16 protein-coding genes are annotated in these 17,611 nt (G+C 46.2%); 8 read left to right on the top strand and 8 right to left on the bottom strand.

Going from position 1 to position 17,611, the window contains the following annotated elements; translation table 11 throughout:
* Positions 1–156 precede the first annotated feature (156 nt).
* Positions 157–1,863, top strand: coding sequence for a phosphoglucomutase (alpha-D-glucose-1,6-bisphosphate-dependent) (gene pgm, locus SDEN_RS10350; protein ID WP_011496424.1), 1,707 nt, complete (start codon positions 157–159; stop codon positions 1,861–1,863).
* 652 nt (positions 1,864–2,515) lie between these two features.
* Here the strand turns inward: pgm and dndE are convergent.
* The 3 genes from dndE to SDEN_RS19815 all read right to left on the bottom strand — a co-directional run bounded on the left by dndE (position 2,516) and on the right by SDEN_RS19815 (position 5,477).
* Positions 2,516–2,857, bottom strand: coding sequence for a DNA sulfur modification protein DndE (gene dndE / locus SDEN_RS10345; protein WP_011496423.1), 342 nt, complete (start codon positions 2,855–2,857; stop codon positions 2,516–2,518).
* Positions 2,857–4,155 carry a DNA sulfur modification protein DndD gene (gene dndD, locus SDEN_RS10340; protein ID WP_198134591.1) on the bottom strand — a complete coding sequence of 433 codons (1,299 nt, stop codon included), beginning with the start codon at positions 4,153–4,155 and terminating at the stop codon, positions 2,857–2,859. The genes dndE and dndD overlap by 1 nt, the downstream gene beginning before the upstream one ends.
* A 167-nt stretch (positions 4,156–4,322) precedes the next feature.
* A complete protein-coding gene (locus tag SDEN_RS19815) occupies positions 4,323–5,477 on the bottom strand; it encodes a hypothetical protein (protein WP_011496421.1) in 1,155 nt (384 codons plus the stop codon).
* 490 nt (positions 5,478–5,967) lie between these two features.
* On the opposite strand from SDEN_RS19815, the gene SDEN_RS10330 reads away from it, so the two are divergent.
* The 6 genes from SDEN_RS10330 to SDEN_RS10305 all read left to right on the top strand — a co-directional run bounded on the left by SDEN_RS10330 (position 5,968) and on the right by SDEN_RS10305 (position 11,994).
* Positions 5,968–6,414 (top strand): c-type cytochrome, encoded by a 447-nt coding sequence (locus tag SDEN_RS10330; protein WP_011496420.1) that lies wholly within the window; start codon positions 5,968–5,970, stop codon positions 6,412–6,414.
* Positions 6,415–6,429: 15 nt separating this feature from the next.
* Positions 6,430–7,845, top strand: coding sequence for a cbb3-type cytochrome c oxidase subunit I (locus tag SDEN_RS10325; RefSeq protein WP_011496419.1), 1,416 nt, complete (start codon positions 6,430–6,432; stop codon positions 7,843–7,845).
* A 201-nt stretch (positions 7,846–8,046) separates the two neighbouring features.
* A complete protein-coding gene (locus tag SDEN_RS10320) occupies positions 8,047–9,990 on the top strand; it encodes a nitric oxide reductase activation protein NorD (RefSeq protein WP_011496418.1) in 1,944 nt (647 codons plus the stop codon).
* 139 nt (positions 9,991–10,129) lie between these two features.
* Positions 10,130–10,936: a CbbQ/NirQ/NorQ/GpvN family protein gene (locus tag SDEN_RS10315; RefSeq protein ID WP_041405760.1), complete on the top strand. Its 807-nt coding sequence runs from the start codon at positions 10,130–10,132 to the stop codon at positions 10,934–10,936.
* Positions 10,937–10,944: 8 nt separating this feature from the next.
* Positions 10,945–11,676 carry a cytochrome c oxidase subunit 3 family protein gene (locus SDEN_RS10310; protein WP_011496416.1) on the top strand — a complete coding sequence of 244 codons (732 nt, stop codon included), beginning with the start codon at positions 10,945–10,947 and terminating at the stop codon, positions 11,674–11,676.
* 24 nt (positions 11,677–11,700) lie between these two features.
* Positions 11,701–11,994 carry a cytochrome C oxidase subunit IV family protein gene (locus SDEN_RS10305; protein WP_011496415.1) on the top strand — a complete coding sequence of 98 codons (294 nt, stop codon included), beginning with the start codon at positions 11,701–11,703 and terminating at the stop codon, positions 11,992–11,994.
* Positions 11,995–12,011: 17 nt separating this feature from the next.
* Here the strand turns inward: SDEN_RS10305 and SDEN_RS10300 are convergent, their stop codons facing one another.
* The 4 genes from SDEN_RS10300 to SDEN_RS10285 all read right to left on the bottom strand — a co-directional run bounded on the left by SDEN_RS10300 (position 12,012) and on the right by SDEN_RS10285 (position 14,831).
* Positions 12,012–12,440 carry a DUF6326 family protein gene (locus SDEN_RS10300; RefSeq protein ID WP_011496414.1) on the bottom strand — a complete coding sequence of 143 codons (429 nt, stop codon included), beginning with the start codon at positions 12,438–12,440 and terminating at the stop codon, positions 12,012–12,014.
* A 416-nt stretch (positions 12,441–12,856) separates the two neighbouring features.
* Positions 12,857–13,174 (bottom strand): antibiotic biosynthesis monooxygenase family protein, encoded by a 318-nt coding sequence (locus tag SDEN_RS10295; protein ID WP_011496413.1) that lies wholly within the window; start codon positions 13,172–13,174, stop codon positions 12,857–12,859.
* A gap of 66 nt (positions 13,175–13,240) precedes the next feature.
* Complete coding sequence (locus SDEN_RS10290; RefSeq protein ID WP_198134590.1) at positions 13,241–14,416, bottom strand: lanthionine synthetase C family protein; 1,176 nt, start codon at positions 14,414–14,416, stop codon at positions 13,241–13,243.
* Positions 14,417–14,477: 61 nt separating this feature from the next.
* A complete protein-coding gene (locus tag SDEN_RS10285; RefSeq protein WP_011496411.1) occupies positions 14,478–14,831 on the bottom strand; it encodes a DUF1428 domain-containing protein in 354 nt (117 codons plus the stop codon).
* Positions 14,832–15,201: 370 nt separating this feature from the next.
* Here SDEN_RS10285 and SDEN_RS10280 point away from each other — a divergent pair, with 370 nt between their 5' ends.
* Positions 15,202–15,876, top strand: a complete 675-nt coding sequence (locus SDEN_RS10280) for a DUF4253 domain-containing protein (RefSeq protein ID WP_198134589.1) — start codon at positions 15,202–15,204, stop codon at positions 15,874–15,876.
* A 78-nt stretch (positions 15,877–15,954) separates the two neighbouring features.
* Here the strand turns inward: SDEN_RS10280 and norR are convergent, their stop codons facing one another.
* Positions 15,955–17,571, bottom strand: a complete 1,617-nt coding sequence (norR, locus tag SDEN_RS10275; RefSeq protein WP_011496409.1) for a nitric oxide reductase transcriptional regulator NorR — start codon at positions 17,569–17,571, stop codon at positions 15,955–15,957.
* Between the last annotated feature and the right edge of the window lie 40 nt (positions 17,572–17,611).

The raw sequence follows: 17,611 nt of genomic DNA, 5'->3' as shown, positions 1-17,611 counted from the left end.
TATAAACTATCCGATCAAGGAGCGGTAATTCAAATGCGTTTAATCAAGACGAAGGCTTGAGAGCATAGTGGTGCTATGTTGAACGTCTTCAACGCAGAGTAATCACTTTTGAAACCCGCTCATCCTAGTATTTCTTTCGTTTTTAGGAGTAACACCATGGCAGTACATGCAGGGGCAGGGAAGCCAGCTCATCCATCACAGTTAGTCAATATCCCCAAGTTGATGAGCCATTATTACCGCTTAATTCCCAATGCACTGGACGTGAGTCAAAAAGTCACCTTCGGCACCTCAGGCCACAGGGGCTGCGCGCTAAATTCAAGCTTTAATCAGAACCACATTTGGGCCATTACCCAAGCCTTAGTGGACTATCGTAAAGACGCCAATATTACCGGCCCCATGCTGGTGGGTTTTGACACCCATGCGCTGTCTTACGCGGCGTATTTATCTGTGCTTGAAGTGTTAGTGGCTAACCAAGTGAAGGTCAAAGTACAACAGCTCGATGGTTTTACCCCAACGCCGGTGATTTCTCAGGCCATTGTTGTAGCCAATAGTCGTGCTAATAGCCATGCCAATTCTTTAAACAACAGCGACACTCAGGCTGCTAATACACTTGAGAATGTACTTGAATTAACCGATGGCTTGATCATTACTCCGTCTCACAATCCGCCTCAAGATGGCGGTATTAAATACAACCCGCCCCATGGCGGCCCAGCTGAAACTTCGATTACTAAAGGTATCGAAGCCAAGGCCAACGAGTATTTAATCAATCAGTTAAGTGGCGTGAAAAAAGTTAATTACGGCGCAGCGTTGGCATCCACTTGGATAGAAGAAGTGGACTTTATCACCCCCTATGTGGCGGATTTAGCCAAGGTTATCGACATGCAGGCCATTAAAAAGGCTAACCTTCGCATCGGCGTTGACCCACTAGGCGGCTCAGGCATTCATTATTGGCAGCCCATCGCCGAGCACTACGGCTTAGACATCACGCTCGTGAATGACAGGGTCGATCCCACTTTTGCCTTTATGCCGCTGGATAAAGACGGCAAAATCCGCATGGACTGCTCATCCCCCTATGCCATGGCAGGACTCTTGGCCCACAAGGATGCGTTTGATTTGTGCGTCGGTAACGATCCCGATTACGACAGACACGGCATCGTTTGCCCAGGCACTGGGCTGATGAACCCCAATCACTTTTTAGCGGTTGCCATCGACTATTTACTCACCCACAGATCAGAGTGGCCAAGCAATATCGCCATCGGCAAGACGCTTGTCTCCAGCGCCATGATAGACAAGGTCTGCGCTATGCATGAGCGCGACTGCTTCGAAGTGCCCGTGGGCTTTAAATGGTTTGTTGACGGTCTTGCTAACAGCACAGTGGCCTTTGGCGGCGAAGAAAGCGCCGGCGCCGCGTTTTTGCAGCGTGATGGCAGCACCTGGTGCACGGATAAAGACGGCTTTATCATGGCGCTACTGGCGGCAGAAATCCTTGCGGTCACAGGGCAAACCCCCGCCGAGCGTTACCAGGCACTGACGGCTAAATTTGGTGAAAGCTTTTATCAAAGGGTCGACAGCCCCATCAGCCTCAAGAAAAAAGCCAAGTTTGAGCAACTCACACCAGAGAGCTTTGCTAATGAAAGCGAGCTTGCAGGGGAGGCCATCACCGCCATCCTCACTCACGCCCCAGGGAATAATGCTGCAATAGGCGGCATCAAAGTCACCACAGCCAACGGCTGGTTCGCCGCCAGACCTTCAGGCACCGAAGCGCTATTCAAGCTTTACGGCGAAAGCTTTATCAGCCAAGCCCACCTCGACACCCTGCTGCAAGACGCCAAAGCCATGGTGGACCGGGGATTGAAGGGCTAATTTAAAAGCTTACGAAATGGTATTTACGCGTGTGGTACAGTCGCACTACTGTGTTCACTCTACGACACGCGTGAATACGTCCCTGTAGCTCGCTTCGACGTCCTGTCTCAGACGGTCGTCTCACGAATCACAGTAGTTCTACTTTTAGGCTTTGGTGTGGTCTGTGAGTTTATAAGCTAAATCGTGAAGAATTAGACACTAAGCCACAGGTGTAAAGCCTTGAAATCACCTTCACTCAGCGACAGGCAGCGCTCTTGATTTAAACCAAAGTCGACTGACCCGTCTGATGTGAAAGGATTCACAAATGCCGCGATGGCATGGATGCCAAAGAGCGGCCATGAGTCGGACGGTCGTCTCGCAAATTGCCATGGTTCGGCTCGATAGTTTTAGTGGTATCAGTTAGCTACAGCTATATCGTTTAGAAAGATTAAACGACAGGTTTACAGTTTTGCCATGGCCCATTTCTTTCATAAAAAGTCTCGATGACACGCCGCGCTCTTGATTTAAATCAAAAGCGTCCGTGTAGTTAGCTTCGACGTCCATTCTTTATTTGCGGGAAGTAGACGTCGTCTCGCAAATCACCATGGTTCGGCTCGGTGGTTTTGGTGGTGTTTGTGAGTTTAAAATGATCAAACACTTCACTACTTAAATCCTAAACAATATCGACTAATGATTTAGCGGAACGTAATGTTTTTACCCCGTGTTGAACATGTGTGGCCCAAGCTTTTTCAAGTTCTTTGCTATCAAGAGATGGGTAGAGCATCTTTAAAGTGCAATCAATGACGAGTGTCAAATCGCCTAGCCAAGTGACTTTATCTAACACAAGTGAACCATCTAATTTTATAGATGGGTCATGGTAGCGGTAACCACTTTCAACGGATTTAAAAAATGCCAATCTAGATACAACATTCGGAGTCACTTTTGCTTTTAGTTTCAAACGACGTAATAGTTCTTCAGTTTCTTTTGTCAATTTTAGGCCGCGGGTAGGTAACATTAAACAGCCTCCTGTAAATTAGCTTTTTTCCAAAAGTAGCCTTTCTCAATCGATGAAGATTGAGTTTCAGCATTGAAAGTGATTTGATAGCTTTGATGGATACTGCCTTCTAGGGCATCGAAAAATCCAGCATCTACTTCAGTATCGGTTGAAAGAATAATGACCTGTTCTGAAGCCTCTGGAAAATAATGACTAATTAATTTGTTTCTATGTTTTGAATCTAAACGACCAAGAGGAGTATCTATGACCACCGGTAGCTTCTTACCCGCGACTTTTCCTAATGCATCTAGCATAGCAATCGCATAAATTTGCTTTTCGCCCGCAGATATCGCTTTCCTATCAATATGCCGTTGCTTGCTGTCATATAAAGAAACATCAAAACTATTACGGTCTATTTTTGCATGGATATCTAAATCATTCTTTCTGGCTAGCTTATGGTATGAAGTATTAAACTCAGATTCTAGTTGTGATAGGCGAGTTTGACTCAATTGTGCACGTAACTGTTCTAATAACTCGATTACTGAGAGGGCACGAGATGCAGAATCATTATCACCAAACGCACGTTTCATATCAGTATGCAATTTCAACAAGCGTTGGGCCACTTGTTGAGCTTTACTGAATTTATCTTTTGCTTCGATAAGTGCATCGGTGTATTTCTTAACTGCTTCTTTTTTTGTTTTTTCAAATTGACGCAGTTCATCAAAAGCAATCTTAAGCTGCTCTTTCTCAGGTGCTCTTTCAATATTTACGGCCGCGTTATCAATTGCATTTTCAAGTGATGAAATAATTAATTTTTGCTTTGTGACCCTTTCATATGAGTGCTGGCTCGTATCTTCTATTTGAGCGTGTAGCAAACCACTTTGCTGATCAGACATACCAAACTCAACCTCAGGTAAAGCCACATTTCCCATGAATGCAGTAATCTCAGTCTGAAGTAATGAGATGGTATCGCTGCTTTGTAACCGTGATTTACATAAAGCAGCTTCTAATTGTGGCAAGAATTGATCAAATTGAGTGGAAAAGTTCTGTCTTAACCGATAATCAGACTCTTGCTTTAAATATCCAATGAGCATGCTAAGCGTGTTAGGTGCAAGACTTAATGGATAGCAGCCATCAAGTTCCTTTAACACTAAGGCTTCAGCTTCATGCTTTGCGCTAATAAGGCCATCGACTTCTTTCTTTGTTTCTTCTCTATCGTTTGCCCAAGCACCACCACCCGTTAATAATTTTTGTTCCGCTACTCTAACTGAACGGCTAAGCTCGGTTATCACGTTATGCTGGATTTCTTGCTTCGGCAAAATCTTGTACATCGATAATGGTGCCTATTCGTAAATCAACCTTTTGAAAATCCTGCCATTGTATTGTACTCATCTGCCTTCCTTTGACTGGGTTTTTAATCGAGTAGTGTGGCTTTTGCTAAGTGCTAACTTAGCCTATATGCATTATCCAAGCTAGGTCATGGGAGTCAATCCCAGTGCTCGTTAAGTTGAGTGCTCGTTAAGGTCAGTGCTTGTTGGCACAGGGCCAGTTGCAGGCGTATGGCATCGAGATATTGGGAGGCGGTATTGTCAGCAAGGTACCAATAGCGGGAGTGTGATTCGATATTGTCTGGGCGCATTATGGGGTGCTGCTGCAGGCTTTGATCAACAAACAAGGCTTCAACGTCCATGAGTGCCTGTTGCAATGCTATTGGATTGAGTTTGCCTCGCCATTGTTGGCTGTCAAGTTGACTCAGATCTGCTAGTTGATTGAGCGCCGTTTGATATTCACCTGGGCCTTTGGGTGCGCGAGTGGCTATCAGATGCAAGAGTGCAAAGGCGCTGCTTTGCATGTCTTCACTGGGTAGAAAGGCACTGTTTGTAAGAGCATTGTTTGTAAAAGCACTGCTTGCAAAAGAACTGTCTTTACAAGAACTGGCTTTAGCAGAATGGGCTGCAGTGTGAGTCCTCTGTTCCTCTAACACTAGCTCTGGCCAGTGGATAGCATGTTTCTTGGTACCGTTTTGGCTGGCGTCATGTCGGGGTTCATCATTGTTAGCAGGCGCTTGACTGAAGATTTCAAGGGCGATGCGCCGCTCCCCAAGCCAGTTATGCACCACACAGGGCAGATGCTGCTCTGGAGTCATTGCAGAGTCTCGATAAAGGCTTGGCAATAATGACATGCGGCTCACTTGCACTGGCGCTAGTTGGCTTAACAGGGCAAAACAGGTCAGCCCTGAGGAGGGCCAACAGTTTAGCCTCTGCGCTAATTGCTTTGCCATGGTAAACAGTTGCTGGCTGAAGGACTCACATTGTTCCTGAGTTAATTGGCTGGACTGCACCACAAAAGCCGCATCGGCGGCAGCAAACCCCCCATTAGCGATATTGATAATGGCTGCCTCTGCGCTGTCATAGCTTGGTGCAGTGCTTGCAAGTGCGCCGCTTTCGGCCGCCGCGCCATCCACAAGAGTGTCTTCGCCAAGAGAGCCTTGGTACAGCGAGCCTTCGACAAGAGAAGCATCGAAAAGCGTGCCATTAAAAATAAAGCTTAATCCTCGCTTAAGGGGCTGCCATTCACCGCTGGCATTACCGACGATTAACACTTGGCTGAGCTGTTCTGGGGTGAATGGGGAGGTAATCAAACGCTTGCCTTAGATAAGTTCGTTGTTATGTCAGTGTGAGTTTATGTTCTTTTTTAGTAACTCATGTTTATTGACTAATTTTTAGTGACTCATGTTTATTGACCCCTGTGTTGAGCCAGTATTTGGGGCCAGCCGTGTAAGCCACTGCCGTAATATCCGTCATTTAGGCTGTGGATCCTAACGGATTTTCATTACAAACAACAGCATCCACCAGCATGGCCCGAGCGGTCAACTCATTGAATAACCCCAGCTGCTCAAAAAATACTCAAAAGGTAAGTTAATGAGCCACTTAGCTTTTCTTTAGCCTTGTCTAATTAACACGTCCTTAGAGTCAGTGATGTGCCATTAACAACAAGGGTGTTGTCAATCGGACTCCCCCCTGTGCGGGCTCGGTTTGGACTTAATTAAATTCCTTTTAATACAAGGCGTTACAAATTGGCATACATGTTGCTATGTGTAGCTGTGCAAATCATATCTCAAGGAGTCGTTAATGGCTGAAAAATTTACAAAAAGCATGGCTCGTAATATTTATTACGGCGGCAGCTTTTTCTTTTTGTTACTGCTATTCGGTTTGTCGGTGGACACAGTCCGCCAATTGCCAAAGCGGGAAAATAGGGACGCGCTGACTGAACATGTGGTCAAAGGCAAAGGCTTATGGGAAACCAACAATTGCATAGGTTGTCACAGCTTGATGGGCGAGGGTGCTTACTATGCGCCTGAGCTTGCCAATGTGTTTGACCGACGGGGAGCGGGCAATGAAGCCGCATTTAAGAGCTATCTACGTGCATGGATGAATGCCCAGCCTTTGGCCATTCCTCATCGTCGTAAGATGCCGCAATTTAACTTAACCGATGCTGAAATTGATAACTTGGCCGAGTTTCTGATCTGGACCTCCAGAATTGACGATAACAATTGGCCACCGAATATCGAAGGTTAAGCAGAGGACAAAAATATGAAGTATGAATCTCAACTCATTGCAAAACCCTATTTTATTTTTGCGATGATTTTATTCGCAGGCCAAGTCATTTTTGGTTTACTCATGGGCTTGCAATACTTAAACGGTGATGCAGGTTTTCCTTACATTCCTTTTAACGCCGCCCGCATGGTGCACACTAACTTATTGATAGTCTGGATGCTGTTTGGCTTTATGGGAGCGAGTTATTACTTGGTGCCCGAAGAGGCCGAAACTGAGCTTTACAGCCCAGTACTCGCCAAAATCACCTTCTGGGTGTTTGTGGTCGCGGGCGTGGCAACCATCTTGGGCTACTTGTTAGTGCCCTATGCTGAGCTTGCGAGGATCACTAAAAATGAGCTGTTTCCTACCATGGGACGTGAATTTTTAGAGCAGCCTACCATCACTAAAATTGGCATAGTGTTAGTCTGCCTGTCCTTCGTGTTTAATATTGCGATGACAATATTAAAAGGTCGAAAGACAGTGATTAATATGGTGTTGATCACAGGTCTTGCTGGCCTTGCGCTCTTCTATCTGTTCTCTTTCTATAACCCTGACAGCTTAACCATGGATAAGTACTTCTGGTGGTTTGTGGTGCATTTATGGGTTGAAGGCGTGTGGGAGTTGATCTTAGGTGCTTTATTGGCCTTCGTGTTGATTAAAGTGACAGGAGTGGATCGCGAGCACATCGAAAAATGGCTCTATGTGATTATTGCCATGGCGCTGATCTCCGGCCTTATCGGTATGGGTCACCACTACTTCTGGGTGGGTCCACCAAGATACTGGTTATGGATGGGATCTTTCTTCTCAGCCCTTGAGCCTGTGCCTTTCTTCATGATGGTGCTATTTGCCTTCAAGATGGTGAAAGAACGTCGCCGTGAACACGGTAACAAGATAGCCACCACTTGGGCCCAAGGTACGGCGGTAATGGCCTTCCTCGGTGCCGGTGTATGGGGCTTCTTACATACCTTAGCGCCAGTGAATTACTACACCCACGGCACTCAGCTTACTGCCGCCCATGGTCATTTAGCCTTCTTTGGCGCCTATGCCATGGTGGTGATGTGCATGATTTCCTACTCTATGCCTGTGATGAACGGTCGCCCTCAGGGCAACAGTGCTCAGGCGCAGAAAGTGGAACGCTGGGGCTTCTGGCTTATGTGTATCGGTATGCTTGGCATTACCTTTGCGCTGACGGCGGCGGGGATTTGGCAGGTGGCGCTACAACGCATTCCAGATGCGGGCGAAGCCTTAAGCTTTATGGCAACCCAGGATGCTATCGCCCCCTTCTATGTGGCTCGACTCTTGTTTGGCTTACTCTTTGCTGCTGGGGTAATCACCTATTTTGCTAGCTTTGTGGTGGCTAATCGTGGCGCCAAGCAAACGAGCAGTGAAGGACTGACTGAGCAGACAGCGTAAGCTAACGCTAACGCCTAACGCTTAACTATAAGTGATATAGGTGGGATTGTGAGCCTGCAATCCCATTCAAGCTAAACCGTTAAGCTAAACCGATAAGCCAGCCTGGTAAGTTTTCACCCTCTTACTTGGCTGGGCTTTTTTCTGAAGCAACGCCACAGAACATAGGCGTTCACACTGATAACCTGGCAATAAGAGGTCACAATGGAAGAAGTTGTCGGTAAAATATGGGACAAATGGTTAACATCACAGGTGGCCACAGACCATCTCGATGCCAAGGTCCATTTCAGTGAAGTGCAATCGCAATTATTAGTCTATTACCGTGCCATGGGCGGTGACAGCGCTAAAAGCCTTGAAATAGCTGAAAAACGTGAGTTAAATATTAGCCGCACCACAATGCAAAAAATTGCCGGTAGCCATAAGCAGTTTTACTTAAGCTGGCAAGATGAACGCAGCCTAAGGCTGCCCCCTTATATCGCGCTATTTGCCGATAAAACCTTGAATCAATCCTTATATTTTTGGCTCACCGCCTTGGCCGCACAACTCGATAAGCAGCGCCGAGCAGATGTTGGCGATGGCAAGGAAACCACAACGGCTGTGATGGCCGATTGGTTCAATGATAATCAAAGAGCAACTTGTGCTCTCTTAAGTCAATATGCCGGCCTTAGGCGGCTTTACAGCAATTTGGCTCATGAAGTCTTACGCCTACGTACTGCTGAATTTCAGGCGAACACGCCAAGTTTGGGAGAACCCCAGAAGAGGAATATGTCGTTTTTTAATCGCGATGATGGTCAAGCACAGGCTGAGAAAGCCGTAATGACAGTGATTAAAATCCCAGGTTCAATTAACGAACTCCCACGCTGCAGCAAAGACGTGCAAGCTGTGCCGCTGTGGATCTATCCACCTATCGAAAACTTAGGCAGTGGCGTCAACTTTGATCCTTTGGATGATAAGAATCAGCAGTCAAAGCCTAAGCATAAGTCCGGCGAGCTGCCAAAAATCGAGCAGCGCAAGAAAGCCCAATACGTGGATGATAATCGTAAAACCGATGGCCTGTTGGTGTTTCAAGCCGAAGCTCTGATGACCTGGACCGAACAAATCAATCTAGACCGTTGCCAGAGTGATGAAGACGATGATGCCGATATCACTGATATTGCAGAAGATTTAGATATAATTAGCTTGTCTCGTCACAGAAAGGCCAATGCCGCCCGCATTCGCTTCGATTTAGACTTACCCGCCGCCGCCCAAGATGATTTACGCCTCGGCGAAGGTATCTTTTTGCCAGAATGGGATTATAAACAGCAGCGCTTAGTGGAAAACGCCTGTGTGCTGCAAACCATGATAAGCGATGAGGTCGAGCCCCTTGCTTTATCCAGTGAATATCAAAAATTGAGCCAAGATATTCTGGCGTTATTTGCCCATTTAGGCTTGACCCCAACACGTAGAAAAGCCCAGCAAAGCGGCGATGACATAGATCTCGATGCCTGGCTTGATAATCATGCTCAGCCAGTCAAAGACAGCAGTAAACAGGCGTTTTATATTGATACCCAGCGGCAGAACAGGGACGTCAATTGTTTAATATTGGCGGATTTATCCTTGTCTACCGAAGCCTATATCGATGATAACCAGCGGGTGATAGACGTTATCCGCGACAGTTTAATGGTATTTAGTGAGGCGCTGACTCGCCTTGGGGATGAGTTTGCCTTGTATGGGTTTTCATCGGTGCGCAGTCAACATGTGCGTTTCCACATACTAAAAAATTTCGACATGCCCCACAGCGATCATGTCCGCGGTCGTATTGCCCGTATTGAACCTGGCTACTACACCCGCATGGGCGCCGCCATTCGCCAATCCAGTGAATTATTGAGCCAGCGGGGCGGGGTTAATAAAGTATTGCTCATTATCACAGACGGTAAACCTAACGATTTAGACAAGTACGAAGGCCGTTATGGCCTCGAAGATACTCGCCAAGCCATTATTGAAGCCAAGCTGTTAGGCCTAGTGCCGTACTGCGTCACCATAGATAACAAAGGCCACGATTATCTGCCTTATCTATTTGGAACCAATGGCTTTTCTATCGTAAGTAATGCCAGTGAACTACCGCGGGTGTTACCTAAAATTTACTTACAGCTCACCGCCGCGCACTAATACTCATACTAGTTACTCATACTAGTTACTCATACTAGTCATTCATATCAGTGGTTGATGTTAACCCACTGATGATGAGCTTGCGGTGATGAACTTATTGACTGACATTTTTTGCCAGAAACCTAAAAGAGAGACGGCCATGACAACAGAGACTCATTATGACACCCAAGCGGCGAACAGCTGCTATTACCAAGTTCAAGGCAGTGAAGTGGAGATTTTTAATTTCGCCAAGACTCATGACTTGCCTGTGCTTATTAAGGGACCGACCGGTTGCGGTAAGACCCGCTTCGTGGAGTTTATGGCAGAAAGTTTAGGCCGAGAGCTAGTGACTGTCTCTTGCCATGATGATTTAACCGCAGCAGATTTGCTGGGGCGTCATTTAGTTAGCTCAGAAGGCACCTTCTGGCAAGATGGCCCGCTGACCCGCGCGGTGCGCCATGGGGGCATTTGCTATTTGGATGAAATTATCGAAGCCCGTAAAGACACCACAGTAGTGCTGCACTCGTTATCGGATCATCGCCGCGAGCTGCACCTTGAGCGCACCGGTGAAGTGATAAAGGCCCACAAAGATTTTATGCTGGTGGTGTCTTATAACCCAGGTTATCAGAACATGATGAAGGGCCTTAAACCCAGTACTCGACAGCGCTTTGTGGCCATGTCGTTCGATTACCCAAGCCCAGAACAAGAAGCAGAAATTTTAGTCCATGAAGCGGGCATAACCACTGAGCTTGCCCATACCTTAGTCAAATTAGGGGCGGACATTCGCCGTTTAAGTGATATTGATTTAAAGGCGGCAGTCTCCACCCGGTTACTGATTTATGCGGCGAAAATGATGTCCAGCGGTTGCCATGCGCAGATGGCGTGTTTGCATTGCATTATTGAGCCGTTAACCGATGAGAAGCAGACAATAGAAGCGCTAACCCAGCTTGTTAACGCACATTTCTAAGCTTACCCATGACAGATGCTATCGCTGAGGCTCATGCTGCTAATCCTGTTCCATGTCCTGTTGCAAGCAGTACTGCTAATGCTCAGAGCGGCGTGGTAACTGAGCAGGCGCTTGACCCTAAGCCGGAACTTGAAGATAAGTTGGCACTTGAAGATAAGCTGGCACTTGAAGAAAAGCCGTCTCTTAACTCAGAGCCGCCAGGTTCCATGGCGGTATGGGTGTTTATCTACGCAGAGCTGACTGAATTTGGGCTGTTTTTTATCTTGTTTTTGGTGGCAAAAGCTTATTTCCCTGACGATTTTAGTCAAGGGCCGGCAAAACTCAGCACCCTTGCGGGCCTTGCCAATACCCTCATTCTACTTACTAGTAGCTTTTGCATGGTGAATGCCATGAGGGCGATAAAAGCGGGCAGAGCAGGAGTGACACTCAATTGGTTGCTGCTAACCATTGCCGCGGGCGGCCTGTATTGCGCTGTTAAGTATTGGGAATTTGGTCGTAATCAAGACCTTGGCATTCACCCAAGGGATGACTATTTCATTGCGGCCTACTATTACATTGGTTTCAATCACTTGCTCCATGTGCTTATTGGCATGGCAAGCATTGGCTTTGTGGCTATGCTAACCGCATTAGGCTTTTATGACGGGAAAAACCATGAAGGCTTGGAGAGCGCCGCAACTTACTGGCACATGATAGATCTGGTGTGGATCATTATCTTTCCACTCTTATATGTGCTGCATTAACTGAGAACAAGAGGGTAATGATATATGGCCAGTGGAGTGATTAATCGGCTGTTGGCGACACCTACCATGGTGTGGCAGATGTTGATTTTACTGACATTAACCAGTGCCGCCTTAGCAGACGCCAGCGTTACCGAAACTAGCTTTGGCTTGGGCAAGTTAAGCTTATTGCTAGTCGGCGTCATCGTGCTCGTGAAGGGTAATCTAGTGATCGATTATTTTATGGGACTCAAACACACCAGAGGTTGGCCACTGAAGATAATGAAAGCCTACCTCGCACTTATGCTAGTGCTTATCGGCACTAGCTTGGCGTATTTTTAGTTGTGGTACTCGCGTAATTACTGTGCGGTTTTAGGCCAGTTCCACGCATACCAAATCGTCGTCATAGATAGCAATATTTCAATCGCCGTTAGGTATAAATAATAGACCCAAGTGGATTCAATATTGACTGCCACAAGCAGAATTATGTATAGCAGCGGTAAGATGATATTTAACCAACGATTAATCGCAGGCTTTAACACTAAGGTGAGAAATATCATCACACTCGGGATAGACATGAGCAGTGCAACGGCAAAAAATTCTATTTGAATGCCTTCTTTTTCCGCTGATACCGCCATGGCGTCAGCTAAAATGCCAGGCACATAAACTTGTATATAGTCACCATAAACGTAGCAAAACATCACAGCGACCCAGAGTGAAGATATGACGAGTTTCACGTTGATGGGGACGTCTTCTAAAACCCGGTTTATTTGATTAGTCGAACTCATTTGAACTCCATTTTCTGTGTAATGCTCCCCTGATAAAGACTGCGAAGCGGGGTAGATAAGCCCAGTGGAGCTTAGACTCAGCCGAGCTGTATGCGAGAAGTGTGATAAACATCCTCAGGTGTATTTGAAAACGTCTAAGTAATACACTTTAATTATTAATAACTTATCAGCTAGAACATGCCTGTACAAGCCTTCTCTAACTAGAAGTCTCTGAGGATTTGTAAGCATTCATTAAATTTTCCCTCTGACTTTATACAGAAGGGATGTTAGCCCAATGGCCGAGGTCACTTTGCTATTTATCGCTATATTTATCCCCGCATTCCAAACGCACAATTGGGCAAACGTGACAGATCTTAATTACAACTCCGATGTTAATAGGAGGGTGTTGGGCAAAATACAGTTTACTGCAGTACTTGTTAGATACCGTAATCTCGTTCGACTTTTGCAATACGGACCTTAAATGCATCATACCAAGATTGATGGCCCATTTTTTGAGCGGTTAAGTGCTCAGTGTTGGCTTTCCATTGTTTAATGGCATCTAAATCTGCCCAGTAAGAGACGGTAATGCCCACATCTTCCCTTGCGGACTCTATACCTAAAAATCCTGGCTGCTGTGCGGCGAGTGTGACCATCTTTTCTGCCATTTCAGAGTAACCATTATCGCCTGGTGTACGTGTGGAAGTGAAAATCACCGCGAAGTAGGGCGGCGCAGGAGTATTGGCTATGACTGACATTGTGGCTCCTAGGGTTAGATCATGTCTTGAGGGCATTTATCCCATAGTTATTTTAGCATCAGAGACTTAGAATAAATCCAAGCCAGGGATTGCCGCATGTTGTGGATTAAGACAATGAACCAAATAAATGGCCAGCCCTGCATCACCTGTCCATAAGGTGAATCGCCCTTGGCCGTAATGTGCTCGTGCTTTCTGACATTGTTCAATAGCGTGCATGGCGAACTTTCTGGCTCTTTCAAGCCAAACGGCTTGGCCTGTTCGTCGGTACATATACAAAAAGGCATAGCCGTTACCCGCAGTGCCATGACAGATGTTCGAGCCTTTGTTGAGCGGTCCCGCTTGCCATACCAGCTCAGCGGTTTGTACTAACAACTGATCGAGTTGATTGGATGTACAGGAGTCAATCTTAGGTGTTCTTGCCATTGCAGTCACGATTCCAGCAGCCCCGTGACACCACTGCACCAGCAGTTTATCAATCTTGGGTTTAGTACACAGAGGCCAGTTGGTGAAGTTCCCTGCTTTTTTTGCCGCGATATTTAACGTAATAAGGGTACGCTTAATGATGAGCTCTGGGTAGTTATCTGGCAGTAAATCAGCACCTTGTAAAAGAATATTCGCATTACCTACCACACCATGACAAGCACCATAATAATGACGTTTAGGCCCAAAAACTTGACTTTGCCAAAGCCATTCTCCCGTCTTGGTATCTAGCAGCCAATTATCCATTAATGAGGTTGCGCCTTTAACGAATACCTCTTTCCAGCAATTTTCACCGGTTTTACGATAAAGTGCTAAGGCGGCATGCATCATGCCACTCTGTCCTGAGGTTATTTCATACAGAGGAAGTGCGATAGTGTCTTCCATACAGCGCAAAACACGACGAGCGAGTTGTGCATCATCGAGTTTCTTTAAGATTGCAGGCATTAATATGCCAAGTTCACCTATTTGTAAGCCAGGTTCAACGCAAACATCGGGGTTTTTCAAAAAGGATTGGTAAACGTTTTCTAATGCACCAGACAAGTCAATGACGTTATAACCGTAGCCATCGAGTAGTTGTAACGCGTGAATTGTCCCTGCAGCTCCGGCATAGGCAGACCATTTAGGCCCACTTCTGGGATAGCTTTGTGCATCCTGCGGATGGGTGGGCCAGCATGCATCGGCTGATAGTGAATGTTGAATATCATTAATGATGGATGATATTTCTGACTGAACGACATTTTGATCCCAGTGGCTTTCAGTCAAGGGTTTGTGCCGTGATTTATCAAATAACATAGAGTAAATAATGTTTTACCAGTGTTAAGCACTACTCAGTTTCAAGGACTTGGAAACCACCGTATATTAAACGCTTACCATCGAAGGGCATGGGATTATTGTCTGGGTGCATTCTAGCGTCCTGCATGATCGCCTGCCAGCCAGCGTCTCGTACGTCCTTCGAAGGCCACACAACAGATGAAAAAACGACCGTTTCGTCTTCGCCACATTTCACCGCCATTGGAAAAGAAGTGACCTCGCCCTCTGGGACGTCATCTCCCCAGGCCTCAGTGATCTTGAGTGCGCCATGGTCTTTAAACACCAGAGCCGTCAATTTCGCGTGTTCAATGTATTTATCTTTGTTTGCCGTTGGTACGGCGGCGACAAAACCATCCATGTAAGACATAACATCTCCTTTTTTATTGCTGATTGAGGTTCACATTATCGCTTATTACACGGTTTTATAGATTACTTCTTCGTGTAAGTGATTGATTAAAATAATCCTACACTAACACAGCGTTTGAAGTAAAGCGCTAAGCCATGTTGTTTTTTTAGCCAACAAGGCATGCCATTAAATGTGCCTTATGCAGTGAAATTATTGGCAATTATCAGTTAGCGATGTGTTAGCGGAGCAATGAAAACTGTCTGGGTCGTGTATTTATTGCAGATCACATTTCATTTATACTTCCGGCTTTTTTAAACATCAGAATATAGAAATAATGAATAAGCTTATCTTTTTTGGATCAGCCCTGCTCATAATAGTATCAATTTACTGTGTGTTAAGCCTGATAGCTCGTATTTTCCGGCCACCAGAAGCCGATTATCTTGAGAAGAAATATCAACAAGTCATGGCAGATAAAAAATTAATAGACAGCTTAGCCAATGATGAGTTGCAACTCCTTAAAAAATTGAATTTCTCCACCAAACTGCTTAGCAAGATCAAGCAAATTAATACGAATAAGATAACGCAGCTTCATAAAGTGTATACGGAATGTGCTGACGAGTTCGATGATGAGTATTTTGAGGGTGTATTTTTATCTTGTTCAGAGCGTGAAGCGAAAATGGCGATAAATGACTTGAAACATGAGTTTCAAAAGCAGGGATACCTAATATTTCGTAACGACAGCGATCATCTTGGTAGTGGGTTAGCGGTTATCAAGGGAAGCGAGCCATGGGATATTCTCCGTTATAGGCAAACTGATGGCTGCAATTATGGACTTGACACTCAAGCTATTATTAAACAACTACGTGATTGGGGTGTCACCGAAGTGTTAGGCGTAGGACGTGATTGGGTCGAATTTGACTTCGGCCGCTTTGCTGATGATGAGATGGCATTGGCAGCTGAACTCTATGAATTTTGTCCAGATATTATCGAGCAAGGTCTAGGTTCAGTAGAGAAGCTGGCTGATTGCCTAGATGTGTCAACTCAAATCACATTATGGTGGGATTAATTGCCACAAAAAAATGAGTACAACTCAATAAAACGTATCGCACTTATTATCTGAATTAGGGTTATCTGAAATCAGGCCTTAAGGAATTAGCCCTAAACGTTTGGCTTGACGATGCAAATTCCCTCGGTCTAACTGTAACTGCCGCGCGGCTTTGGCCCAGACTTGGCTATTGTCATCAAGTGATTGGCGTATGACTTGGCGCTGAAAATCAGCCACCCTATCGTTGAAGGAGCGACTAATGACTGGCGGCTCGACTTTTTCTTCTCGATTTGCGGCAGCGAACGTCTCGTCACTGGTTGATGGATTAGAATCAGGCGAGTTTGAGTTAAACGCGGTCAACTCAGTGAGTCCTTGGCTCATGGGCTCGCAGGCAAAGGTTAAGTGATGCAGCTGGATGACAGTAATGCCTTTAGCTTCGGCGCTGGCTTTCAAGGCGGCGCGCATTAAAACATGTTGTAATTCTCGTACGTTGCCGGGCCAAGGATAGCCCTGAAGCTTTTGCATGGCGGCTTGTGTTAAACGCACTGTCTTGGCGCTGCTTAGGCCAATCTTATGTTTAAGGTTGGTGAGTATATTGCCGCACAGCAAGGGGATATCGTCTTGCCGCTCTCGCAGCGGCGGGACATTGAGGGGATAGACACATAACCTGTGGTACAAGTCTTCTCGAAATAGGCCTTCTTTTACTCGCTGAAGTAAATTGCGATTGGAGGCGGCGATGATGCGCACGTCCACATGAATGTTGCGGTCAAGGCCAATGCGCTGAATTTCACCTTCCTGAATGACACGCAATAATTTTGCCTGTAATTCTAAGGATAACTCACCCACTTCATCGAGAAACAGTGTGCCTTGATGGGCCAGCTCAAATTTGCCCATTCTGTCTTTGGCGGCGCCAGTGAAGGCACCTTTACTGTGACCAAATAACTCGCTCTCTGCCAAGGTATCGGGCAGGGCGGCGCAATTGACTTGCACTAAGGCTTGGGCTCGGCGTTTAGATTGTGCGTGCAGGCTGCGAGCCACCAGCTCCTTCCCCACACCGGTTTCACCGCCAATGATCACAGATAATTCGGAGTTTGCCACAATGCGAATATCGTCTTTAAGGGCCTGCATGCAGGGGGTCTCACCGATGAAGTCAGACTTTTTTAACGGCTTTTGCTTAAATACACTGTCATTGTCATCAAGCTTATACTGCTGGCGGTCCAACTGATTGAGCAAGTTAACGTTACGTATGGTCGCGGCGGCAAGGGCTGCTAGGGTTGCGATAGTAATATCGTCTATGGCATCGAAGGCGCCCACATTGAGCGCATCTAAGGTGAGTACCCCAACGAGCCTGCCTTCGACAAAGAGGCTGCAACCTATGCAGGCATGAACATCGAGTACACGTTTAGGATCTATGACCAAGTAGCCATCATAAGGGTCGGCAAGTTCAGAGTCGGCGTTAAAGCGAATAGGTTGCTTGGAAGCCATAATGGCTTGCAATCTAGGGTGGTCCTCAGGGGAAAATCCCATGCCCAGCACTTCGGGCAGCAGGCCATCCACGGCGACGGGCACTAATTCATGGCCTTGATATTCAAGTAGGGCTACCGCATCACAGGGCATGACTTGGTTAACGGCTGTCATAAAGCGCTGATAGAGGGCTTTTTTAGGCAGGCTTTGGCTAAGATCTAAAGCGATATCCAGTAACGTTTGCTCTAGCATGACAGGCTCCGTGATAACAATTGACAACATAATGGCCTTA

It is taken from the genome of Shewanella denitrificans OS217 (genome assembly GCF_000013765.1).
Taxonomy (GTDB): Bacteria; Pseudomonadota; Gammaproteobacteria; order Enterobacterales; family Shewanellaceae; genus Shewanella; species Shewanella denitrificans.
Note: the sequence above shows the minus strand (reverse complement) of the source record. Positions and strands in the feature narration are given on the sequence as shown.

Bases quoted from the DNA above. Each gene is read 5' to 3' on its own strand.
- pgm (WP_011496424.1), top strand. From the start codon at position 157: ATGGCAGTACATGCAGGGGCAGGGAAGCCAGCTCATCCATCACAGTTA.
- dndE (WP_011496423.1), bottom strand. From the start codon at position 2,857: ATGTTACCTACCCGCGGCCTAAAATTGACAAAAGAAACTGAAGAACTA.
- SDEN_RS10330 (WP_011496420.1), top strand. From the start codon at position 5,968: ATGGCTGAAAAATTTACAAAAAGCATGGCTCGTAATATTTATTACGGC.
- SDEN_RS10325 (WP_011496419.1), top strand. From the start codon at position 6,430: ATGAAGTATGAATCTCAACTCATTGCAAAACCCTATTTTATTTTTGCG.
- SDEN_RS10320 (WP_011496418.1), top strand. From the start codon at position 8,047: ATGGAAGAAGTTGTCGGTAAAATATGGGACAAATGGTTAACATCACAG.
- SDEN_RS10315 (WP_041405760.1), top strand. From the start codon at position 10,130: ATGACAACAGAGACTCATTATGACACCCAAGCGGCGAACAGCTGCTAT.
- SDEN_RS10310 (WP_011496416.1), top strand. From the start codon at position 10,945: ATGACAGATGCTATCGCTGAGGCTCATGCTGCTAATCCTGTTCCATGT.
- SDEN_RS10305 (WP_011496415.1), top strand. From the start codon at position 11,701: ATGGCCAGTGGAGTGATTAATCGGCTGTTGGCGACACCTACCATGGTG.
- SDEN_RS10300 (WP_011496414.1), bottom strand. From the start codon at position 12,440: ATGAGTTCGACTAATCAAATAAACCGGGTTTTAGAAGACGTCCCCATC.
- SDEN_RS10295 (WP_011496413.1), bottom strand. From the start codon at position 13,174: ATGTCAGTCATAGCCAATACTCCTGCGCCGCCCTACTTCGCGGTGATT.
- SDEN_RS10285 (WP_011496411.1), bottom strand. From the start codon at position 14,831: ATGTCTTACATGGATGGTTTTGTCGCCGCCGTACCAACGGCAAACAAA.
- norR (WP_011496409.1), bottom strand. From the start codon at position 17,571: ATGCTAGAGCAAACGTTACTGGATATCGCTTTAGATCTTAGCCAAAGC.